At 63.3% G+C, this 17,577-nt stretch carries 22 protein-coding genes and 1 riboswitch; of the genes, 13 read left to right on the top strand and 9 right to left on the bottom strand.

Annotated elements, in window-relative coordinates; all coding sequences use genetic code 11:
* The first annotated feature begins 297 nt into the window (after positions 1–297).
* The 6 genes from QA643_RS06410 (at position 298) to QA643_RS06385 (ending at position 4,622) form a co-directional block, all read left to right on the top strand.
* The gene (locus tag QA643_RS06410; protein ID WP_283032352.1) at positions 298–1,122 is read left to right on the top strand and encodes a hypothetical protein; all 825 of its coding nucleotides are present in this window, start codon (positions 298–300) and stop codon (positions 1,120–1,122) included.
* Positions 1,123–1,267: 145 nt separating this feature from the next.
* Positions 1,268–1,717: a nuclear transport factor 2 family protein gene (locus tag QA643_RS06405; RefSeq protein WP_283032351.1), complete on the top strand. Its 450-nt coding sequence runs from the start codon at positions 1,268–1,270 to the stop codon at positions 1,715–1,717.
* Positions 1,718–1,958: 241 nt separating this feature from the next.
* Positions 1,959–2,225, top strand: coding sequence for a hypothetical protein (locus QA643_RS06400; protein ID WP_283034728.1), 267 nt, complete (start codon positions 1,959–1,961; stop codon positions 2,223–2,225).
* A gap of 189 nt (positions 2,226–2,414) precedes the next feature.
* Entirely contained in the window at positions 2,415–2,849 is a 435-nt protein-coding gene (locus QA643_RS06395) for a nuclear transport factor 2 family protein (protein ID WP_283032350.1), read from the top strand.
* Positions 2,850–3,091: 242 nt separating this feature from the next.
* Positions 3,092–4,015, top strand: a complete 924-nt coding sequence (locus QA643_RS06390) for a hypothetical protein (RefSeq protein ID WP_283032349.1) — start codon at positions 3,092–3,094, stop codon at positions 4,013–4,015.
* Positions 4,016–4,205: 190 nt separating this feature from the next.
* Complete coding sequence (locus QA643_RS06385) at positions 4,206–4,622, top strand: hypothetical protein (RefSeq protein WP_283032348.1); 417 nt, start codon at positions 4,206–4,208, stop codon at positions 4,620–4,622.
* A 343-nt stretch (positions 4,623–4,965) separates the two neighbouring features.
* On the opposite strand, the gene QA643_RS06380 is transcribed toward QA643_RS06385, so the two are convergent.
* From QA643_RS06380 to QA643_RS06370, 3 genes are all read right to left on the bottom strand, one after another.
* The gene (locus tag QA643_RS06380; protein ID WP_283032347.1) at positions 4,966–5,109 is read right to left on the bottom strand and encodes a hypothetical protein; all 144 of its coding nucleotides are present in this window, start codon (positions 5,107–5,109) and stop codon (positions 4,966–4,968) included.
* A gap of 165 nt (positions 5,110–5,274) precedes the next feature.
* Positions 5,275–5,757, bottom strand: coding sequence for a MaoC family dehydratase (locus QA643_RS06375; protein ID WP_283032346.1), 483 nt, complete (start codon positions 5,755–5,757; stop codon positions 5,275–5,277).
* A 2-nt stretch (positions 5,758–5,759) separates the two neighbouring features.
* Positions 5,760–6,221, bottom strand: a complete 462-nt coding sequence (locus QA643_RS06370) for a MaoC family dehydratase (RefSeq protein WP_283032345.1) — start codon at positions 6,219–6,221, stop codon at positions 5,760–5,762.
* Between the two features lie 200 nt (positions 6,222–6,421).
* Here QA643_RS06370 and QA643_RS06365 point away from each other — a divergent pair, with 200 nt between their 5' ends.
* Complete coding sequence (locus tag QA643_RS06365; protein ID WP_283032344.1) at positions 6,422–6,715, top strand: DUF4282 domain-containing protein; 294 nt, start codon at positions 6,422–6,424, stop codon at positions 6,713–6,715.
* A 132-nt stretch (positions 6,716–6,847) separates the two neighbouring features.
* Here the strand turns inward: QA643_RS06365 and ychF are convergent, their stop codons facing one another.
* The 4 genes from ychF to QA643_RS06345 all read right to left on the bottom strand — a co-directional run bounded on the left by ychF (position 6,848) and on the right by QA643_RS06345 (position 9,974).
* The gene (gene ychF / locus QA643_RS06360) at positions 6,848–7,945 is read right to left on the bottom strand and encodes a redox-regulated ATPase YchF (RefSeq protein WP_283032343.1); all 1,098 of its coding nucleotides are present in this window, start codon (positions 7,943–7,945) and stop codon (positions 6,848–6,850) included.
* Positions 7,946–7,984: 39 nt separating this feature from the next.
* Positions 7,985–8,590, bottom strand: coding sequence for an aminoacyl-tRNA hydrolase (pth, locus tag QA643_RS06355; RefSeq protein WP_283032342.1), 606 nt, complete (start codon positions 8,588–8,590; stop codon positions 7,985–7,987).
* Between the two features lie 21 nt (positions 8,591–8,611).
* On the bottom strand, positions 8,612–9,334 hold the full coding sequence (locus tag QA643_RS06350; protein WP_283032341.1) for a 50S ribosomal protein L25/general stress protein Ctc: 723 nt from the start codon (positions 9,332–9,334) through the stop codon (positions 8,612–8,614).
* A gap of 346 nt (positions 9,335–9,680) precedes the next feature.
* On the bottom strand, positions 9,681–9,974 hold the full coding sequence (locus QA643_RS06345; RefSeq protein WP_283032340.1) for an accessory factor UbiK family protein: 294 nt from the start codon (positions 9,972–9,974) through the stop codon (positions 9,681–9,683).
* Between the two features lie 179 nt (positions 9,975–10,153).
* On the opposite strand from QA643_RS06345, the gene QA643_RS06340 reads away from it, so the two are divergent.
* From QA643_RS06340 to QA643_RS06315, 6 genes are all read left to right on the top strand, one after another.
* Complete coding sequence (locus tag QA643_RS06340; RefSeq protein WP_283032339.1) at positions 10,154–10,888, top strand: dienelactone hydrolase family protein; 735 nt, start codon at positions 10,154–10,156, stop codon at positions 10,886–10,888.
* Positions 10,889–10,895: 7 nt separating this feature from the next.
* Entirely contained in the window at positions 10,896–11,753 is an 858-nt protein-coding gene (gene lgt / locus QA643_RS06335; RefSeq protein ID WP_283032338.1) for a prolipoprotein diacylglyceryl transferase, read from the top strand.
* Positions 11,750–12,877, top strand: coding sequence for a class I SAM-dependent methyltransferase (locus QA643_RS06330; RefSeq protein ID WP_283032337.1), 1,128 nt, complete (start codon positions 11,750–11,752; stop codon positions 12,875–12,877). Before lgt ends, QA643_RS06330 begins: the two co-directional genes overlap by 4 nt.
* Entirely contained in the window at positions 12,874–13,641 is a 768-nt protein-coding gene (pgeF, locus tag QA643_RS06325; RefSeq protein WP_283032336.1) for a peptidoglycan editing factor PgeF, read from the top strand. Before QA643_RS06330 ends, pgeF begins: the two co-directional genes overlap by 4 nt.
* A gap of 204 nt (positions 13,642–13,845) precedes the next feature.
* The gene (locus QA643_RS06320; protein ID WP_283032335.1) at positions 13,846–14,457 is read left to right on the top strand and encodes a hypothetical protein; all 612 of its coding nucleotides are present in this window, start codon (positions 13,846–13,848) and stop codon (positions 14,455–14,457) included.
* 171 nt (positions 14,458–14,628) lie between these two features.
* Entirely contained in the window at positions 14,629–15,582 is a 954-nt protein-coding gene (locus tag QA643_RS06315; RefSeq protein ID WP_283032334.1) for a ribose-phosphate pyrophosphokinase, read from the top strand.
* A 123-nt stretch (positions 15,583–15,705) separates the two neighbouring features.
* Here QA643_RS06315 and QA643_RS06310 read toward each other — a convergent pair whose 3' ends face one another.
* Together QA643_RS06310 and QA643_RS06305 are read right to left on the bottom strand one after the other, a co-directional pair.
* Positions 15,706–16,521: an SDR family oxidoreductase gene (locus tag QA643_RS06310; protein WP_283032333.1), complete on the bottom strand. Its 816-nt coding sequence runs from the start codon at positions 16,519–16,521 to the stop codon at positions 15,706–15,708.
* A gap of 121 nt (positions 16,522–16,642) precedes the next feature.
* The gene (locus tag QA643_RS06305; protein ID WP_283032332.1) at positions 16,643–17,227 is read right to left on the bottom strand and encodes a 6,7-dimethyl-8-ribityllumazine synthase; all 585 of its coding nucleotides are present in this window, start codon (positions 17,225–17,227) and stop codon (positions 16,643–16,645) included.
* Between the two features lie 78 nt (positions 17,228–17,305).
* Positions 17,306–17,458, bottom strand: a riboswitch (FMN riboswitch).
* Positions 17,459–17,577: the final 119 nt, after the last annotated feature.

Below are 17,577 nucleotides of genomic sequence, written 5' to 3'. Positions count from 1 at the left end.
CAAATCGATCTGGATCGCTTTGCGTGATGCGCGAAGCTGCGACAGGCTTATGCAGGTTCATGGCATTGTCTGGGCGCAGACAGCGGAACGGCACCCAGGTTCCCTGCCCACAACCCCTGGAACTGAGCACGCCTCGCGCTTGGAGCTATGGCGGGACGAATCGCCACCGATCCTGGCGCTGTCTGACATTTGAACCTGGAGGCATGCCCGGACGACGCATCCGCGTGACCATGGCGTGCGCTGTCGGTGGCTGCGAACGCGGTTCAGTGCGCGCGGCGGCCATTGCGGGAGGCTCTCTTGAAAGCGATCAGCGCGGCAATCCTGCTGGCGCAGGCCCTTTCCGGCGCGGCCTTCGCGCAAGCCAGGGACAAGGCGCCGAGCGCCGACCGGCCCTTGCTCGCGACGTTCTGCGATGCCGGCAACATCAAGGGCTCGGCCTGCACACGCGCCAAGAACTACCGCAGCGGCAAGCGCTGCGACGTCAGGCTGCAGCCGGATCGCCATAGCGGCAAATTCCTTGCCGACGGCACGACGCTGCTGGCCGTCAACTACGAGAGCAATTGCGAGCCCCATGCCACGGATTTCGGCGGCTCGGTCGTCTTCGAGCAGAAGGATGGCAACACCACCTTCAAGGGCTATCAGCCGGGCCTTCAGGTCAACGACTGCATCACCGTGGCGCGGAACGAGAAGCAGGACCGGCTAATCTGCATCACCGGCCATATCGGACAGGGCCATCTGGAATCCGGCGTCGCCGAAATGGTGTTCACCCGCGACTTCTCAGGGACGATCGACGTGTCCCTCAACTATTTCGTCACCGGCGAGGACGCGGTCGGCGCCTACGGCGCCAACGTCGTCGAGTGCAAGGAGACCTCGAAATATTTCGGCTTCGCCAAGCTCGGCGCCGGGCTGGCGCGCGATACCGTCACCGTCGAGATCGCCCATGCCGACAAGGAGACGATCGGGACCGCGTGCGGGAAAGGCTTTCCCAAGCCGAAGGAGACGTTCGGCGAACTCGGCGACGGCGAGGCCTATGTGCCGCAGGGCTTTGAGAAGAAGACGCGGATCGTCATCGATCTCACATCCAGCAAGGCGGTGCCGGAAGCGGACTTCACAAAGCCATAACCACGGCCGCCGGTATTGAACCTTTCTGCCGCCAGCGGTGTCAGAGTAGTTTCAGAAAACCTTAAGTCCTTTTGCTGATTGATAGTGCTGCCGTGCCGTTCACAATGGATCAAGCCGCAAGAGCCGATCGAACAAGGGTGGGCGAATGACCGAGGGATCGAACCGCCAGCGCGTGCTGGACTTTCTCAACGTCCTGTACTCCGGCGATGTCGAGGCCGCGCTGGAGCGCTGCACCGACGACGTCGAATCTCTCGCCAATGCCCCGATCGACATCCTGCCGCATATGGGCCACCGCCGCGGCAAGGCCGAGCTGCGCGAGATGTGGGATGCGGTGCGCGCCCGCTATTCCGAGCTGCGCTGCGAGGTGCCGATCCTGGTCACCCAGGGCGACAAGGCCGCCGCCCTCATCCGCGTGTTCTTCCGCAAGAACATCAACCAGCGCATGGTGCAGTTCGACATCGCCGGCTTCTACACGCTGCGCGACGGCAAGATCAGCCATATCCGGGAAGTCATCGATACTTTCGATCTGGTCCAGCAGCTGCTGGAGCGCGACGTCGCGGCGATCCTGACGGGGCGACGGCCGGATCCGATTTAGCTGAGGTCGTCATTCCGGGGCGATGCGAAGCATCGAACTATGGTGCGCAATTGCGCACCTGAGAATCTCGAGATTCCAGGTTCGCATCTTCGATGCGCCCCGGAATGACTCGCTACTTTTCTCGCCCACCCATTTGCATATCCGCACAGCAATCCTCCGCGCTGCTCATTTACCGGGCCCATTGAACCTGATCGCCTTGCGCGTGACAGACCACAAGGCTGTTTGCGGGCAAGATGAACCTATGAAGATCGCGTTGCTGGCTTTGCTGGGTTTGGCATTGGGGACATTGGGAGGCGCGGCGCTTGGCATCGGGGCTGGCCTCGCCTGGGTCGAAATCTTCAAAACCACGAGTTTTGAAGGCGATAGCGGGATGCTGGTGTTCTTTACCTTCATGCCGGCCGGCGCCGCGATCGGCGGTATTGGCGGCGCCCTGCTGTTCGGCATCCTCGCCATTCGCGATGCCGAGATCGCCATCGAGCGCGAGCCGGTGCGTCGCCAGGACCGCTGATTCAGCCGCGAATACCGCCGTAACGGCTGCATTTGTGCAATGCAAAAGCGACAGTTGTTTTTTGACGGAACTGCTCTATTTCTGGCTGCAACAGTGAATGTCGGCAATGATCGCCCGGCGTCGATGAAGACGCCCGGTTTTGGGCGCGTTGCCGTTTTTGAAATCCAGCTTCCCAAGGACCACATCAAAATGACAGAGCATAGTCTCTGGCGTTTTTCGCGCGCGTTGCATCGCGCGATCAATGAGCGCCAGCCCGCCGATCTGGAAACACTGCTCGACGAGGATGTCGACTGGTCGATCTATGGGCCGATCGACCTGTATCCGTTCTTCGGCTCGCGCCGCGGCAAGGCGGCCGTGATGGATGTGGTCAGGCAGATCGCTGACAATTTCCGCGTCCACCGCTTCGACCGCGAATCGATCATGCTGGGGGTGGATTCGGCTTCCTCGATGATGCGCTATTCGCTGACCGCGCTGGATTCCAACAAGCCGATCAGCCTGCGCGTTGCCCATTTCGCCCAGTTCAGGGCCGGCCGCCTGACCAATCTGCGCGTGCTGGTCGACACCTTCGATCTGGTCGAGCAGACCGTCGGCTATCCGATCCATCTGCCGCGGATCGCTGTCTAACGTCTTTTCCGGTTCGTCATGCCCGGCTTTAACCGGGCATCCACGGCCTTTGTCCACCAGCCCCGACAAGGCGTGGGTGGCCGGGACATCTGGCTCGAAGACGCGCTTCGCGCTTTTGCAGCTCTTCGCGCCTATGCCCGGCCATGACGGCCTCCTCGAATGAAGATGCGGTCATAATTTTGCACTAAAGCGAACGCAATCTGGGCGCGAGTTGGAATGCGGGCGGGGCAATGATTCCGAAAATGCGACGTGGCTGGGCGCGGCTGCCAATGCTGGTGGCCGCCGTGAGTTTGGCTTCGCTACTGGCGGCAGCGGCACAAACGCCGCCGGCGTCCGAAGAGCCTGGCATGCAGGAGCAGGAGACCGAGGAGGTCGAAGCCGCTCCCACTGAGACGGCGCCCAGCGTCAACGATACCGACGTCATGAAGGACATCGACGTCTCCAAGCTCGACTGGAGCCTGCTCAATGTCGACGCCTCGACGCTCGCGGACCTCGCCGCCAAGGGCGGCGGCGGGCCGAAAGCCCCGGGCGCCGCGGCAACCGCATGGTCGGCCAATGAAAGGTCGAACGGCACCTCCGCGGTGTCGGTCAAGCAATCGATCTCGCCGTTCTGGGATACGCGCATCGGCGCCGACATGACCGTCGCCCGGCAAGGCGTCGCGACGACCTCCGAGCAGCTCTCGGAAAAGCTCGCCAATGGCGGCAGCCTGCCGCAATCGTCGGGCACTGCCTGGGCGGCGATCACCGCGCCCGGCGTTGCCTCGATCTGGGATACGACCGCGGTCGAGGCCCGGGTCGATCCCTCCTCCGAACAGAGCAAGCTCGGCACCTCCTTGAGCAAGTCGCTGCCGATCAGTGAGCATTATTCGGTCACGCTGAAGAACGACTACAATCTGATCCAGCAAGGCATCGTGCCGGTGCCCGGCATCGTCAGCCATCCGGCGCGCAGCCATGAGACCGATCAGTCGGCACGGCTCAGCATCGCCGATACCGGCACCAGCTTCATGGCCGGCCAGACGCTGTCGGCGTCCGACGACAAATGGCTGCGCAAGGTCGGCGCCGAGCAGAAGCTGTTCGACGGCGTCACCATCTCCGGCTCGATCGGGGAGACCCCTTCCGGCACCGCCAGCAAGAGCCTCAGCGCGGGCTTCAAGCGGAGCTGGTAGGGGCAAAACCGTCTTGATTTGGCACGATTTTCGGGCGCCAAGGCGCCGGCGCCCGAAATGAACGACCATTGCCGCAGATTGGCCCAGATGCGGTCAAAATCGGCAGGACAGATGGAAACGATCCATACGATCCACTTCGTCGTGCGGGGGACTTCCGCGCTCGCCTGAAAGCGAAACAGAGGAATAGCCGATGAACGTCATCAATCGTTCCGAACAGGTTGAATCAGACACGGAGACCGATACCGATCTCGCCGCCGTATCCGAGGTCGAGGCCGGTATACGCGATTTCGTTCGTAACGACATTGCCTATCTGCGCCGGCCTGCAGTTGGTGCGGACACCGTGCCGCTCGACGCCAACGCGGAAGCGACCGTCAACAACGTCAATTCGCTGATCCAGCGCGTCGCCGGAACTTCGCTGGCGGAAATCGAGAAGCTGATTTCCGAACTCGAGAGCCTTCGCGATCTCCTCCATGCCGAAGGTCAGCGCGTTCAGCGCGAGATCTCGGGCTATGCGCAGCTCAGCCAGGCCGCGATGAAGTCGACGCGCATGATCGCCGACAACGTCACGCAGTGGAAGCGCGCTGCCGACGGCCTGCGCAACGGCTAATCGATCGTTGCAAAAATCTGACACTCCGCCGCGTTCCGCATGGAGCGCGGCGGTTTTGTTTGGCTGTGCTTGATCTGAATCTTATAAGCAGGGTCACGTCCAAAGACGGATGTCGTCACGCGACGGCGGGCACCTTGTTCAAGGAACACACCGGCGATGCAAAACGTTCAGAACGTTCAATCAGACAAGTTGGATTCAATGCCGCTGCGGCAATCGTCGCACAGCGTGGGCACGATCGCGATCCGCTTCGTCGGCCTGTTGACGCTCGCGGTCGTGGCGATGGCGCTGATCTGGAGCCGCTGAATCCTGTCCGATCCAGCGCGCCCGTTAACCGATCCGCGGATTACTGGCGGACGAACGCGGTATCTTCAATCGTGTAGACGCCGTCCGCGTAGGACTTCACCACCATGCCGGCAGTCAGCATCACCGCCAGCGTGACGGTTGCGAAGATAAAGCCGACGAATTTCAGGCTATTGCGGTCTGCCATTTTCATCCCCTCGGTACTTCCCCTGAGACGCTTATGGCAGGCAGAAAGTTCAAAATGCGTTAGCAAATATTCGGTTTCGCGGCGGCATGGATTACGAAACACTAACGAAACATTTCGCTAACCACGTGGCTTGGACGGGCTGAGGCTGCCCGGTGGGCGCGATCCTCAGGCACCCCCGCTCCGCCGCGGCACGAAGGCGGTGGCCAGGAACGAGAACACCACCTCGCCGCGCTGGTTAACACCGGTATTGCGGGCCTGCACAATGCCCCATTGGGGGCGCTTCTCCGACGTCCGCTTGGTTTCGACCCGGTTGGAAAAGCTGATGGTGTCCCCGGCCAGTACCGGCTTGATCCAGCGCAGTTCGCGAAAGCCCGGCGAGGGCCCCCATACCGCGACCTCCTCGCCGCGCGCCAGGGCCTCGGCGGTCAGGCGCTTGCCGTCGGCGACCAGCAGCTTCATACAGACCGCGGCGACGTGCCAGCCCGATGCCGCCAGTCCCCCGAACAGGGATTTGCGCCCCTCTTCCTCGTCGAGGTGAAAGCGCTGCGGATCGAATTGCGCGGCAAACCGCTTGATGTCGTCGGCCGTAAAGGTGAACGCGCCGAACGCGCGCTCAGCGCCGATCTCGATGTCGTCGAAGAAACGCATTGCTAGTCCCTACCAGCCCCTTCGCGCCGGCGCACGATGACCGGCGACTCCATCTCGCACAGCACCACGCCAGCCGCGTTGCGGATCGTGCTCTTGAAGGTCACGATGCCCGTGTCGGGACGGCTGTTCGAGACCCGCGCCTCGGCGACGTCGACATCCAGCGTCAGGTCGTCACCCGGGCGGAGCGGCGACAGCCAGCGCATTTCGTTGACACCGGGCGAGCCGAGCGAGGCCGTGCGGCCGATGAAGCCGTCGAACAGCATCCGCATCGCGAGCGAGCTGAGATGCCAGCCCGAACCGGACAGCCCCTTCAGCATCGACGCGTTGGCGGCAGCTTCGTCGAGATGCATCGGCTGCGGGTCATATTCGGCGGCGAACGCCAAAATCTCCTCGCGCGTGACGTGGCGCGGTCCGAACGTGCCGAAATGGCCGGGCGTGAAGTCTTCAAAGGTCAGCGTTGTCATGGATTTGAATTGAGGATTGCTGCTGGCAAGCCCGAATGTGGCCGTTATTTGCGGCAATCTCAACCCACCCACTCGCATGGCTCGTTCGCCAGGAGGGTGCCGTCCGCGGTACTCCAGCTTGGCTTGCCCGAAGCAGTTTTCGGGGTTAGCCCTGTGCTATCTGGGGACCAGGTTATTTGACCCGCCGGGGAGGGCCAGCGATGTTCGATTTTCAGGATCTGTTTCAGTGGGACCGTTTTATCACACCCACGATCATCAAGACCTTTTACTGGCTGGTCATCGGCTTGATCGTGCTGTTCGGCCTATCCGGAATCTTCTCGGCGCTCGCCGCGATGGCGATCAGCCCGTTCGGCGGCTTCATTCTGTTGTTATCCTCGATCGCCAGCATCGTGGTCGGCGTGGTGTTTTCGCGCATCGCCGCGGAGTTCGTCCTGATCGTCTTCCGCATCAACGAACATCTCGGCGCGATCCGCGACCAGGGCGGGATGCGCTAATCACACCGGTATCGTAGGGTGGGCAAAGCGTAGCGTGCCCACCAATCAGGACATGGTTGCGGATGGATGGTGGGCACGGCGCGTTCGCGCCTTTGCCCACCCTACGAAGACCGCATTCCGGGATCGACTATCTCAAGTATTAAACCGGAAATGCATCACGTCGCCGTCGGCGACGACATATTCCTTGCCTTCGAGCCGGAGCTTGCCGGCATCGCGGGCGCCGGCTTCGCCGTTCAGCGCGACGTAATCGGCATAGGCGATGGTCTCGGCCCGGATAAAGCCCTTTTCGAAATCGGTGTGGATGACGCCGGCCGACGCCGGCGCCTTGGTGCCGCGGTGGATGGTCCAGGCGCGGGCTTCCTTCGGGCCGACGGTAAAATAGGTGATGAGGTCGAGCAGCTGGTAGCCGGCGCGAATCAGGCGGTCGAGGCCGGCCTCTTCCAGGCCGAGCGTCTCGAGAAATTCGGCGCGCTCCTCGCGTGACAGGGTCGCGATCTCGGATTCGATCTTGGCCGAGATCACTACCGCAACCGCGCCCTCCTTCCTGGCGTGCTCGAATACCTGCTTCGAAAAGCTGTTGCCTTCCTTGGCCGAGCCTTCCTCGACATTGCAGACATAGAGCACCGGCTTGGAGGTCAGCAGGCCCAGCATGCCGAAGGCGCGCTCTTCCTCGGCCTTGCGCTCGAGAAAGCGCGCTGGCTTGCCCTCGCGCAGCAGCACCAGGGCGCGATTGACGAGATCGAGCGTTTCCTTGGCGTCCTTGTCGTTGCCCTTGGCCTTCTTGGCCAGATTGTCGACCCGCTTCTCCAGGCTATCGAGATCGGCGAGCATCAGCTCGGTTTCGATGGTCTCGATGTCGGCGAGCGGCGCGATCTTGCCTTCGACATGCGTAATATCGGAGTCTTCAAAACACCGCACGACATGCGCCACCGCGTCGACCTCGCGGATGGTGGCCAGGAACTGGTTGCCGAGGCCCTCGCCCTTCGAGGCGCCGCGAACGAGGCCCGCGATATCAACGAAGGTCAGCCGCGTCGGGATAATCTGCGCCGATCCGGCGATGGCTGACAGTTTATCGAGGCGGGGATCCGGTACCGCGACCTCGCCGACATTCGGCTCGATCGTGCAGAACGGATAATTCGCCGCCTGCGCCGCGGCCGTCTCGGTCAGCGCGTTGAACAGCGTCGACTTGCCGACATTGGGCAGGCCGACGATACCGCATTTGAATCCCATAACTTGTCCTGAAGTTCCTTGTTGACGGTCAACGACGCGTTACGCCGCGCCATCATCATCCTTGTCAAAAATTCCCTTGGCCTGCAGCGCCAGATGCACCTTGTTCTGGAACGAGGAGTCCTGCCCTGCCGCCAGCAAGCCGGCATTGTCAGCCACCGCCGCGCACAGCGCCTCTACCCAGACCCGGTCGCTCTTGGCGAAATCCGACAGCACGTGGCTGTGCACCAGCTCCTTGACGCCGGGATGACCGATCCCGAGCCGCACCCGGCGATAGTCGTTGCCGATATGCGAGGAGATCGAGCGCAGCCCGTTGTGGCCGGCGATGCCGCCGCCGACCTTGACCCGGACTTTCGCCGGCGGCAGTTCGAGCTCGTCCTGAAACACCGTGATGTCGGAGACGGCGAGCTTGAAGAAGTTCGCCGCTTCCTGAACCGCGCGCCCGGATTCGTTCATGTAGGTGGCCGGCCGAAGCAGAACGACCTTCTCGCGATCGAGCGTGCCTTCGGATGTCTCGCCCTGAAAACGGCGACGCCACGGTGCGAAACCGTGGCGTCGCGCAATTTCATCGACGGCCATGAACCCGATGTTGTGCCGGTTGTTCGCGTATTTCGAACCGGGGTTACCGAGTCCAACAAACAGGCGCATGACGCGGCATCCCGCGTTCGCTTACTTCTTCTTGTCGCCGCCCGCCGGCGCCTTGGCGGCCGCCGGCGCGGCAGCACCGGCCGCAGGCGCGGCAGCAGCAGCCGGAGCCGCAGCACCCGCGGCCGGAGCAGCGGTGCCCGCAGCCGCCGCAGCAGCGGCAGCCTTCTGCTCTTCGGCGTAGCCGGACGGCGGCACGATGGTCACCAGCGTCGCGTCCTCACGCGACAGCGACTTCACGCCGGTCGGCAGCTTGATCTCCGACAGATGCAGCGAGTGGCTGATTTCCAGCGCGCCGGCATCGGCTTCGATGTATTGCGGAATGTTGTCGACCGAGCATTCGAGCTCGATGGTGTGGGTCACGATGTTGACGGTGCCGCCACGCTTGACGCCGGGCGAGGTTTCGCCGTTCACGACGTGCAGCGGCACGCTGACGCGAATGGTCGCGCCTTCGCCGAGCCGCAGGAAGTCGACATGGAGCGGAAAATCCTTCACCGGATCGAGCTGGAAGTCGCGCGGAATCACGCGGTGCTTCTTGCCGTCGAGATCAACGTCGAACAGCGTGGTCAGGAAGCGGCCGGCCAGGATGCGCTGGCGCAGTTCCTTGTCGTCGACCGAAATGGTGACGGGGGGCTGGTTGTTGCCGTAGATCACTCCGGGCACTCTCCCGGCGCGACGCTCTGCCCGTGCGGCCCCCTTGCCGCCGTTCGGACGCGCGGTCGCCTTCAATTCCTTGACGGTCGCCATCGTGCTAAGTCCTTGTTTTCTAAAAAGTTAAAGGCCGCATCGCGGCCCGTTGGCGTCCCACAGCAAGCCTCCAGGGGTGCGGGGGCTGCGGACGTGGCGGGCTTTTAGCCCCAAAGGGGTGAAATGACAAGGAAATGAAGGGATTTTTCTTGTTCGTTCACCCTCCCCTGGAGGGGTCCGAGACGAGCGAAGCTCGCTCGTGGGTCGACGCTCATGAAATGAGCGGCGGGGTGGGGTGACGGTCTCTCGACATCCAACGGTGCCCGAGTGGAGAGATCACCCCACCCCGTCTCGCATTTCGCTTCGCTTATGCGAGCCGACCCTCCCCCTCCAAGGGAGGGTAACCCTACCCATCCGCCTTCGGGCCGCCGGCATCCGGCGCGGCCGGCGAAATGCCGAGTTTGGCCTCCAGGACGGCGATCCGGCTCTTGAGCGCCTCGTTTTCCTCACGGGCCAGGCGGGCCATGTCCTTGATGGCGTCGAACTCCTCGCGCTTGACGACGTCGAGGTCGCGCAGGATGCGTTCGGCCTGGTTGCGCATGACCGTGTCGACCTCGCGCTTGACGCCCTGGGCGGCGCCGGCGGCGTCATTCATCAAACGGCCGATCTCGTCGAAAAACCGATTGCTGGTCTGGGTCATCTGGAACGCTCCGGTCGCCAATTGTTCGTCACGACAAGACAATGGCAATCCCGGGAGAAACGTTCAAGTCCGGGTTCAAGGCCTTCGTCACGGCCGTTTACCTTGTCATGTCAGCCGTTCCTTGCAATCGTATAAAGCACCCCGCCAGACAGCAGAATCACAAACAATAAGAAGCGCCCATGATCGACCAGCAGATCGATATTCCGACCAAGGACGGCAAGACCACGACCTTCATCACCCATCCCGAGCGCGGCGGCCCCTTCCCGGTCATCATGTTTTACATGGACGCACCGGCCATTCGCGAGGAACTGCGCGACATGGCGCGCCGGCTCGGCACGTCAGGCTATTACGTGATGCTGCCCAACATGTATTACCGCTCCGGCGTCATGGAGCTGGGACCGATCCCGCCGGATCCCGAGGCGCCCGAACGCAAGCGGATGTTCGGCTACATGAACTCCATCAACATTCCCATGGTGATGGATGACACCAAGGCGCTGTTCGCCTACGCCGAGACGCAAGGAGCAGCCAACACGAAGATCGTCGGCACGGTCGGCTATTGCATGAGCGGGCGTTACGCGGTGAACGCGGCGACGCATTTTCCGGATCGCGTGAAGGCGGCCGCCTCCATCTACGGCACGCATCTCGCGACCGACCAGCCGGACAGTCCACATCTCGCTGCAGGCAAGACCAAGGCCGAACTCTATTTCGCCTGCGCCGAGACCGACATCTATGCGCCGCAGGAGATCATCGACAAGGTGATCGCCGGCATGAAGGGAACGAACAACGAGGTCGAGATCTATCCCGGCACCCATCACGGCTTCGCCTTCCCGAAGCGGCCGGTGTACAACCGCGACGCCGCCGAGCGGCACTGGGAGCGACTGTTGGCGCTCTATCGCCGCAATCTCACGTCCTAGCTGTCCGATGCCCTTTCTCACCATTTCCTTTCCGGCCATCGATCCCGTGGCCATCTCGATCGGACCGTTCGCGATCCGATGGTACGCGCTCGCCTATATCGGCGGCATCGTGCTCGGATGGATCTATGCGCGCGTGCTGATCCGAAGCGAGAAATTGTGGGGTGGGCCAGCGCCGATCGCCCCCGTGCAACTCGACGACTTCATTCTCTGGGTCACGCTCGGCATCATCCTCGGCGGCCGCACCGGCTATGTGCTGTTCTACAATCCCGGCTTTTTCATCCAGAACCCGGTCGCCATTTTCAAGCTGTGGGAGGGCGGCATGTCGTTCCACGGCGGCTTTCTCGGCTGCGTCGCCGCCGTGATGCTGTTCGCGCTCAAGAACAACATTTCCATCCTGTCGCTCGGCGACATCACGACTGCCGTCGCGCCGATGGGCATATTCTTCGGGAGGCTCGCCAACTTCATCAAGGGCGAATTGTGGGGGCGCGAGGCGGATGCCAGCGTGCCCTGGAGAATGATCTTTCCCGACGACCCGCTCCATCTTTTCCGGCACCCAAGCCAGCTCTATGAGGCGGCGCTCGAGGGCGTCCTGCTGTTTACGGTCCTGGCCATCATGGTCCGGATGGGCGCCTTCAAACGGCCGGGCCTGATCCTGGGCAGCTTCATCGCGATCTACGGCCTTGCGCGCATTACCAGCGAGTTTTTCCGCGAACCGGACCCGCAGCTCGGATTTTTGTGGGGCGGCCTGACCATGGGTATGCTTTTGTCGGTACCGATGATCATTGCCGGGGCCATCCTTATTGTGATGGCATGGCGCCGCAAGGTGCCCGATCCCATGCAGAAGTCGATTCAAGGCAGGCCGTGACCGAATACTCGCCGTTACTTGCGGAGATCCACAAGCTGATCAAATCGTCAGGACCGATGCCGGTCTGGCGGTACATGGAGCTGTGCCTGATTCATCCGCAGCACGGCTATTACGTGTCGCGCGATCCACTCGGCCGCGAGGGTGATTTCACCACCGCGCCCGAAGTCAGCCAGATGTTCGGCGAGCTGCTCGGCCTGTGGACGGCCTCGGTATGGAAGTCGATCGGTTCGCCGCCGATGCTGCACCTGGTCGAACTCGGCCCGGGCCGCGGCACCATGATGGCGGACGCGCTCCGCGCGGTCAGGGTGCTGCCGCCGCTTTATCAGTCGATCCAGATCCATCTCGTCGAGATCAATCCGGTGCTGCGCGAGAAGCAGCAGGCGACGCTGTCAGGCGCCCGCAACATCACCTGGCATGACAACATCGACGACGTGCCCGAGGGCCCGGCGGTCATTCTCGCCAACGAATATTTCGACGTGCTGCCGATCCACCAGGTGGTCAAGCGCGAGACCGGCTGGCACGAGCGCGTCGTCGACCTCGACGCCAATGGCAAGCTGGTATTCGCCGCCGCCGACGAGCCGATACCGCGCTTCGAAGTATTGCTGCCGCCGCTGGTGCGCGCCGCCCCCGTCGGGGCCGTATTCGAATGGCGGCCGGACAACGAGATGATGAAGATCGCCGCACGGGTGCGCGACCAGGACGGCGCGGCGCTGATCATCGACTACGGCCATCTGCGCAGCGACGCCGGCGACACCTTCCAGGCGATCGCCCGCCACAGCTTTGCCGATCCGCTGAAAAATCCGGGACAGGCCGATGTCACTGCCCATGTCGACTTCCAGGCGCTGGCGCGCGCGGCGGAAGACGTCGGCGCGCGCGTTCACGGCCCGGTGACGCAGGGCGAATTCCTCAAGCGGCTCGGCATCGAAACGCGGGCAGTCACGCTGATGGGCAAGGCCTCGCCGGAAGTGTCCGCCGATATTTCCGCGGCGCTGAAACGCCTGACCGATAGCGGCCGCGGCGGCATGGGATCGATGTTCAAGGTGCTTGCGGTCACCAAACCGGATCTCACGATGGTCGCCGGGCTCAGCGACGAACCGCCGACGGCGGAAGAGGAAACAGAATGACGTTCGGATCGTCGCTGCTCGCAGCCATTCCCGGGCTGCGCCACGCCTTCTTCACCCGCGAGGGCGGGGTGTCGAGTGGAATCTATGAAGGCCTGAATGGCGGGCTCGGATCGAAGGACGATCCGGCCAGCGTCACGGAAAACCGCCGTCGGATGGCCGAACAGATGGGCGTCGCACCCGAATGTCTTCTCAGCGCGCACCAGATCCATTCGCCCGACGCGGTGGTGGTGACCGGACCTTGGCAAGGCGACAAACCGCGCGCCGACGCGCTCGTGACCCGCACCGAAGGCATCGCGATCGGCGTCACGGCCGCCGATTGCGGCCCGGTCCTGTTCGCCGATCCCGCCGCGCGCGTGATCGGAGCGGCGCATGCCGGCTGGAAAGGCGCACTGACCGGCGTGCTGGAATCCACCATCGAGGCGATGGAAAAGCTCGGCGCCGAGCGCAGCGGCATCGTCGCCGCGATCGGCCCCTTGATCCGCCAGCACTCCTACGAAGTGAGCAGCGAATTCGTCGAGCGCTTCATGGATGCCGACGCAGAGAATGGCGTGTTCTTCATTCCGTCGGAGCGCGCAGGTCATTCGATGTTCGATCTCCCCGGCTTCATCCGCATGCGGCTGGAGAACGCCGGCATCCTGATGATCGACGACATCGGCATCGACACCTATTCCGACGAGCGCTTCTACAGCTACCGCCGCTCGGTGCACCGCAAGGAGCCCGACTACGGCCGCCACGTCCACGCGATCGCGCTGGCGAGCGAGTAAGCGCGCTACCTCACCTTCAGCACCACCTTGCCGCGCCCTTCCCGTTTCGAGGCGGCCGAGCGCCGGCAACTGCTCGAAGGGGCGGGGTTGCAGAATTCTGGCAACAACAAGGTGAAGCGGGGCGAGCGCCACGCAATCTTTTTGGTGAGCAGGCTGGTCCGCTGCCCTAGACCTTAACACATTTTAACGATATCGCAGGGAACCATGAGGAATACCCTGACCGCTTCGCGCCTGCAGGCGCCCCGCGCCATGATTGCGGCGGCGCTGCTTGTTGTCGCCTCGGCGCTTGGCGGCTGCGCGACGGGCAGCAACTCATACGCCATGGCACCGAGCGCCGGCGGTGGCCAGACCGTAACGTTCGAATCGATCGACGGCCCGCCGCCGCAGGTGTTCGACCGCATGGTCAGCGTGCTCGACAGCGAATCCAAGCTGCGCAACCTGTCGATCGTCTCGCGCGAGGGCGGCGCCTCCTACCGCGTCCGCAGCTACCTCTCGGCGCAGGTGGTGCGCGGCAAGACCGTGATCGCCTGGGTCTGGGACGTCTATGACAACAACCAGCAGCGCGCCCTGCGGCTTTCCGGCGAAGAGCCCGCCGGCAAAGCCGGACGCGACGCCTGGACGGCGGCCGACGACCTCGTGTTGCGGAAAATCGCGCAGGCCGGGCTCAGCGGTCTTTCGAGTATGATTAACGGCACGCCGGATGCGGCCCCTGCGCCGGTCCCCGAGCGGCGCGGCCCCGCGGTGGCGAGTGTGGAAACGACGGTACCCGCTCAGGATGCGGCCACCGTCACCGCGCTGGGCTTCAGCGCCCAATAAAGGGCTCGGGAAAGTCCCGTATTGGCCGATTTTTGACCGGGAAAACGACGCAGGCGGGTTGCCAGCCGAGCCGCCTGCCTGATATTCCCTCGCTCATCGAAAAGCGCCGGTTCCCGAGGATTTCTCGATATGCTGAACGTCGTATCCAGCAAGGCGCGAGGAGAAGAATTAATGGCGGCCAAGAACGGCTCAATCAAGCTGGTCGCCGGCAATTCCAACCCCGCGCTGGCCCAGGCAATCGCGAGCTGGCTGCATATGCCGTTGACCAAGGCCAGCGTCCGCCGGTTTGCCGACAACGAGATTTTCGTTGAAGTTTTGGAGAACGTGCGCGGCTCGGACGTCTACATCATCCAGTCGACGTCGTTTCCGGCCAACGACCACCTGATGGAACTCTTGATCATCACCGATGCGCTGCGCCGATCGTCCGCGCGCCGCATCACCGCTGTCATCCCCTATTTCGGCTACGCCCGGCAAGACCGCAAGGTCGGCTCGCGCGCGCCGATATCGGCCAAGCTGGTGGCCAACCTGATCACCCATGCCGGCATCGACCGCGTCATGACGCTCGATTTGCACGCCGCCCAGATCCAGGGCTTCTTCGACATTCCGACCGACAACCTCTTCGCCTCGCCGGTGATGGTACGCGACATCAAGGAGCGCTTCGACCTCGCCAACGTCATGGTGGTGTCACCCGACGTCGGCGGTGTGGTGCGCGCGCGCGGGCTGGCGAAACGCATCAACACCTCGCTCGCCATCATCGACAAGCGCCGTGAGCGCGCCGGCGAATCCGAGGTCATGAACGTGATCGGCGATGTCGCCGGATTCACCTGCATCCTGGTCGACGACATCGTCGATTCCGGCGGTACGCTGGTGAACGCGGCCGACGCGCTGCTCGCCAACGGCGCCAAGGACGTCTACGCCTATATCTCGCACGGCGTGCTGTCCGGCGGCGCCGCGGCGCGCATCGGCGGCTCGAGGCTGAAAGAGCTCGTCATCACCGACTCGATCCTGCCGACCGACGCGATCATCAAGACCCCCAACATCCGCACGCTGTCGATCGCGCCGCTGATCGCAGAAGCGATCAGCCGCACCGCCGCCGAAGAATCGGTGTCGAGCCTGTTCGATTAGGACAGTCACGTAGGGTGGGCAAAGGCGCGCTTGCGCCGCGCCCACCGCCTCTCCACGAGCAAGGTCTTAAGCGGTGGGCACGCTTCGCTTTGCCCCCCTACGGCATCTCACTTACACCGCGCCTCATTCAAATCCCGGCCGCGGCACCAGGTTCATCAGCATATTGGCATAGCCGCCGTCGACCAATATCTCCTCATCATTGATGTAGGCCGCGCGGTCGCTCGCCAGGAACAGGATCGCATCGGCCATATCCTGGGGCATGCCGACGCGGCGCAGCGGCACCACGGCGGAGCGCCGCTCGGTCACTCCCGGCGTATCGTAGAAGGCCTGGCTCATCGGCGTAATCACCATGCCGGGACTGACGACATTGCTGCGGATACCGTGCGGCCCCCATTCGTTGGCGAGTTGGCGCGACAGCATGATCGCACCGGCCTTGCTGGCGCTGTAGGCGCCGCTCTGCCCCTGCGCATTGCTGCCGGCGATCGAGGCCACGTGGATCAGGCTGCCGCGGCCAAGCGTGCGCATCTGCTTGCCGAACACCTGCGCGCAGACGAAATAGCCGGTCAGGTTGACGGAGAGAACCGCATTCCATTCGGCAAGCGTCAACGTATCGAGCGCGCCGGGACGCAGGATGGCCGCGGTGTTGACCAGCACGTCGCATGGTCCCAGGGATTTCTCGATGGTCGCGGCCGCTGCGGTGACGCTTGCAACGTCGGTCGTATCGCAGCGTGCGACGACGTGACCGGCGCCGAGCTTATCGAGTTCGACGCGCGTCAACTCGAGACCGCGCTCATCGAGATCGATGGCGGCGACGCGGGCGCCGGCTTGGGCAAAACTGAGGGCCGTTGAGCGGCCGATCCCGCCGCCGCCACCCGTCACGACGCAAACGCGGCCCGACAGGCCGAGCCAATCGGGAGAGTCTTGTTCGGTTTTGGCCATTCACGACTCCGTTTTGACGAGGTTTGCCGTCATTGCGAGAAGCGAAGCGACGAAGCAATCCATCTTCCGCTAACCGAGGCATGCATTAGGTCGCTTCGCTCGCAATGACGACTGGCTACCTCTACCCCACAATCCCCGCCGCCACCTGTCCGCGCAGCCGTTCCAGGCTGTGCAGCGTGTTGGCGCAGGCTTCCGCGACCTCGATGCCCTTGATGACGAAGTGCTTGCGGAAGAATTCGTGGTGCACGGCGCTCTCATGGAATTGCTGCGGCGTCAACACCGCGGAGAATACCGGCACCTCGGTTTTGAGCTGCACGTCCATCAACGCTTTGATCACGGTGTCGGCGACGAATTCGTGGCGGTAGATGCCGCCGTCGACCACGAGGCCTGCGGCCACGATCGCGGTGTAGCGCCGCGTCTTGGCGAGCAGCTGCGCATGCAGCGGGATCTCGAACGAGCCCGGCACCTCGAACAGATCGACCTGCGCCCGCGTGATGTGGCGCGCCTCGATCTCTTCGAGAAACGCGATGCGGCATTCCTCGACGACGTCGCGGTGCCAGGACGACTGCACGAAGGCGACGCGCTGTGGCTTGACGAAGCGCGGATGCACCGGCGCCGGCGGACGCTCGGGCACGTCAGGAGCGCCACTGGTTTCGGCTGTCTGGGAGTGGGATTGGACTTCAGGTTCTAGCAACGTCTGATTCATGGCTTTCCTCTTTCAGGACCAGAATCAGGGCATACGGAACGACGTCGGCCCGCGCACAAGCGTGCGAAGACCACCGCAAACCGTTCTCTTTCATCCGGACTGTAACCGTCGGCTTCGGATTCACACCGAATCTGCTGACCCTTCTTCTCGGGAGAGAGGAAGGCGCTCGCGGGCTTGGGCTACGTCACCCTTACCGCCGGTGGGGATTTTCACCCCGCCCTGAGAACATCGGCCGCCCGGAATGGACGACCTGCCAAAGAATATGACCAAGGCCGGGGCGGCAGCAAGCGCCTTTGACATGGGGAAACAGCATGTCCCCATGCTGCCCGAACAGGGCGCATGAGCGTCAC

This window comes from Bradyrhizobium sp. CB3481 (assembly GCF_029714305.1).
Lineage (GTDB): Bacteria > Pseudomonadota > Alphaproteobacteria > Rhizobiales > Xanthobacteraceae > Bradyrhizobium.
Note: the sequence above shows the minus strand (reverse complement) of the source record. Positions and strands in the feature narration are given on the sequence as shown.

Excerpts from the sequence above, each read along its gene's own strand:
- QA643_RS06370 (WP_283032345.1), bottom strand. The coding sequence starts at position 6,221 with ATGACAACGCTGACCTTTGAAGACTTCACGCCCGGCCATTTCGGCACG.
- QA643_RS06385 (WP_283032348.1), top strand. The coding sequence starts at position 4,206 with ATGAACGTCATCAATCGTTCCGAACAGGTTGAATCAGACACGGAGACC.
- QA643_RS06380 (WP_283032347.1), bottom strand. The coding sequence starts at position 5,109 with ATGGCAGACCGCAATAGCCTGAAATTCGTCGGCTTTATCTTCGCAACC.
- pth (WP_283032342.1), bottom strand. The coding sequence starts at position 8,590 with ATGCGCCTGTTTGTTGGACTCGGTAACCCCGGTTCGAAATACGCGAAC.
- QA643_RS06345 (WP_283032340.1), bottom strand. The coding sequence starts at position 9,974 with ATGACCCAGACCAGCAATCGGTTTTTCGACGAGATCGGCCGTTTGATG.
- QA643_RS06315 (WP_283032334.1), top strand. The coding sequence starts at position 14,629 with ATGGCGGCCAAGAACGGCTCAATCAAGCTGGTCGCCGGCAATTCCAAC.
- QA643_RS06375 (WP_283032346.1), bottom strand. The coding sequence starts at position 5,757 with ATGCGTTTCTTCGACGACATCGAGATCGGCGCTGAGCGCGCGTTCGGC.
- QA643_RS06390 (WP_283032349.1), top strand. The coding sequence starts at position 3,092 with ATGCGACGTGGCTGGGCGCGGCTGCCAATGCTGGTGGCCGCCGTGAGT.
- QA643_RS06350 (WP_283032341.1), bottom strand. The coding sequence starts at position 9,334 with ATGGCGACCGTCAAGGAATTGAAGGCGACCGCGCGTCCGAACGGCGGC.
- QA643_RS06395 (WP_283032350.1), top strand. The coding sequence starts at position 2,415 with ATGACAGAGCATAGTCTCTGGCGTTTTTCGCGCGCGTTGCATCGCGCG.
- QA643_RS06310 (WP_283032333.1), bottom strand. The coding sequence starts at position 16,521 with ATGGCCAAAACCGAACAAGACTCTCCCGATTGGCTCGGCCTGTCGGGC.
- QA643_RS06340 (WP_283032339.1), top strand. The coding sequence starts at position 10,154 with ATGATCGACCAGCAGATCGATATTCCGACCAAGGACGGCAAGACCACG.
- QA643_RS06305 (WP_283032332.1), bottom strand. The coding sequence starts at position 17,227 with ATGAATCAGACGTTGCTAGAACCTGAAGTCCAATCCCACTCCCAGACA.
- pgeF (WP_283032336.1), top strand. The coding sequence starts at position 12,874 with ATGACGTTCGGATCGTCGCTGCTCGCAGCCATTCCCGGGCTGCGCCAC.
- QA643_RS06405 (WP_283032351.1), top strand. The coding sequence starts at position 1,268 with ATGACCGAGGGATCGAACCGCCAGCGCGTGCTGGACTTTCTCAACGTC.
- ychF (WP_283032343.1), bottom strand. The coding sequence starts at position 7,945 with ATGGGATTCAAATGCGGTATCGTCGGCCTGCCCAATGTCGGCAAGTCG.
- QA643_RS06365 (WP_283032344.1), top strand. The coding sequence starts at position 6,422 with ATGTTCGATTTTCAGGATCTGTTTCAGTGGGACCGTTTTATCACACCC.
- lgt (WP_283032338.1), top strand. The coding sequence starts at position 10,896 with ATGCCCTTTCTCACCATTTCCTTTCCGGCCATCGATCCCGTGGCCATC.
- QA643_RS06400 (WP_283034728.1), top strand. The coding sequence starts at position 1,959 with ATGAAGATCGCGTTGCTGGCTTTGCTGGGTTTGGCATTGGGGACATTG.
- QA643_RS06320 (WP_283032335.1), top strand. The coding sequence starts at position 13,846 with ATGAGGAATACCCTGACCGCTTCGCGCCTGCAGGCGCCCCGCGCCATG.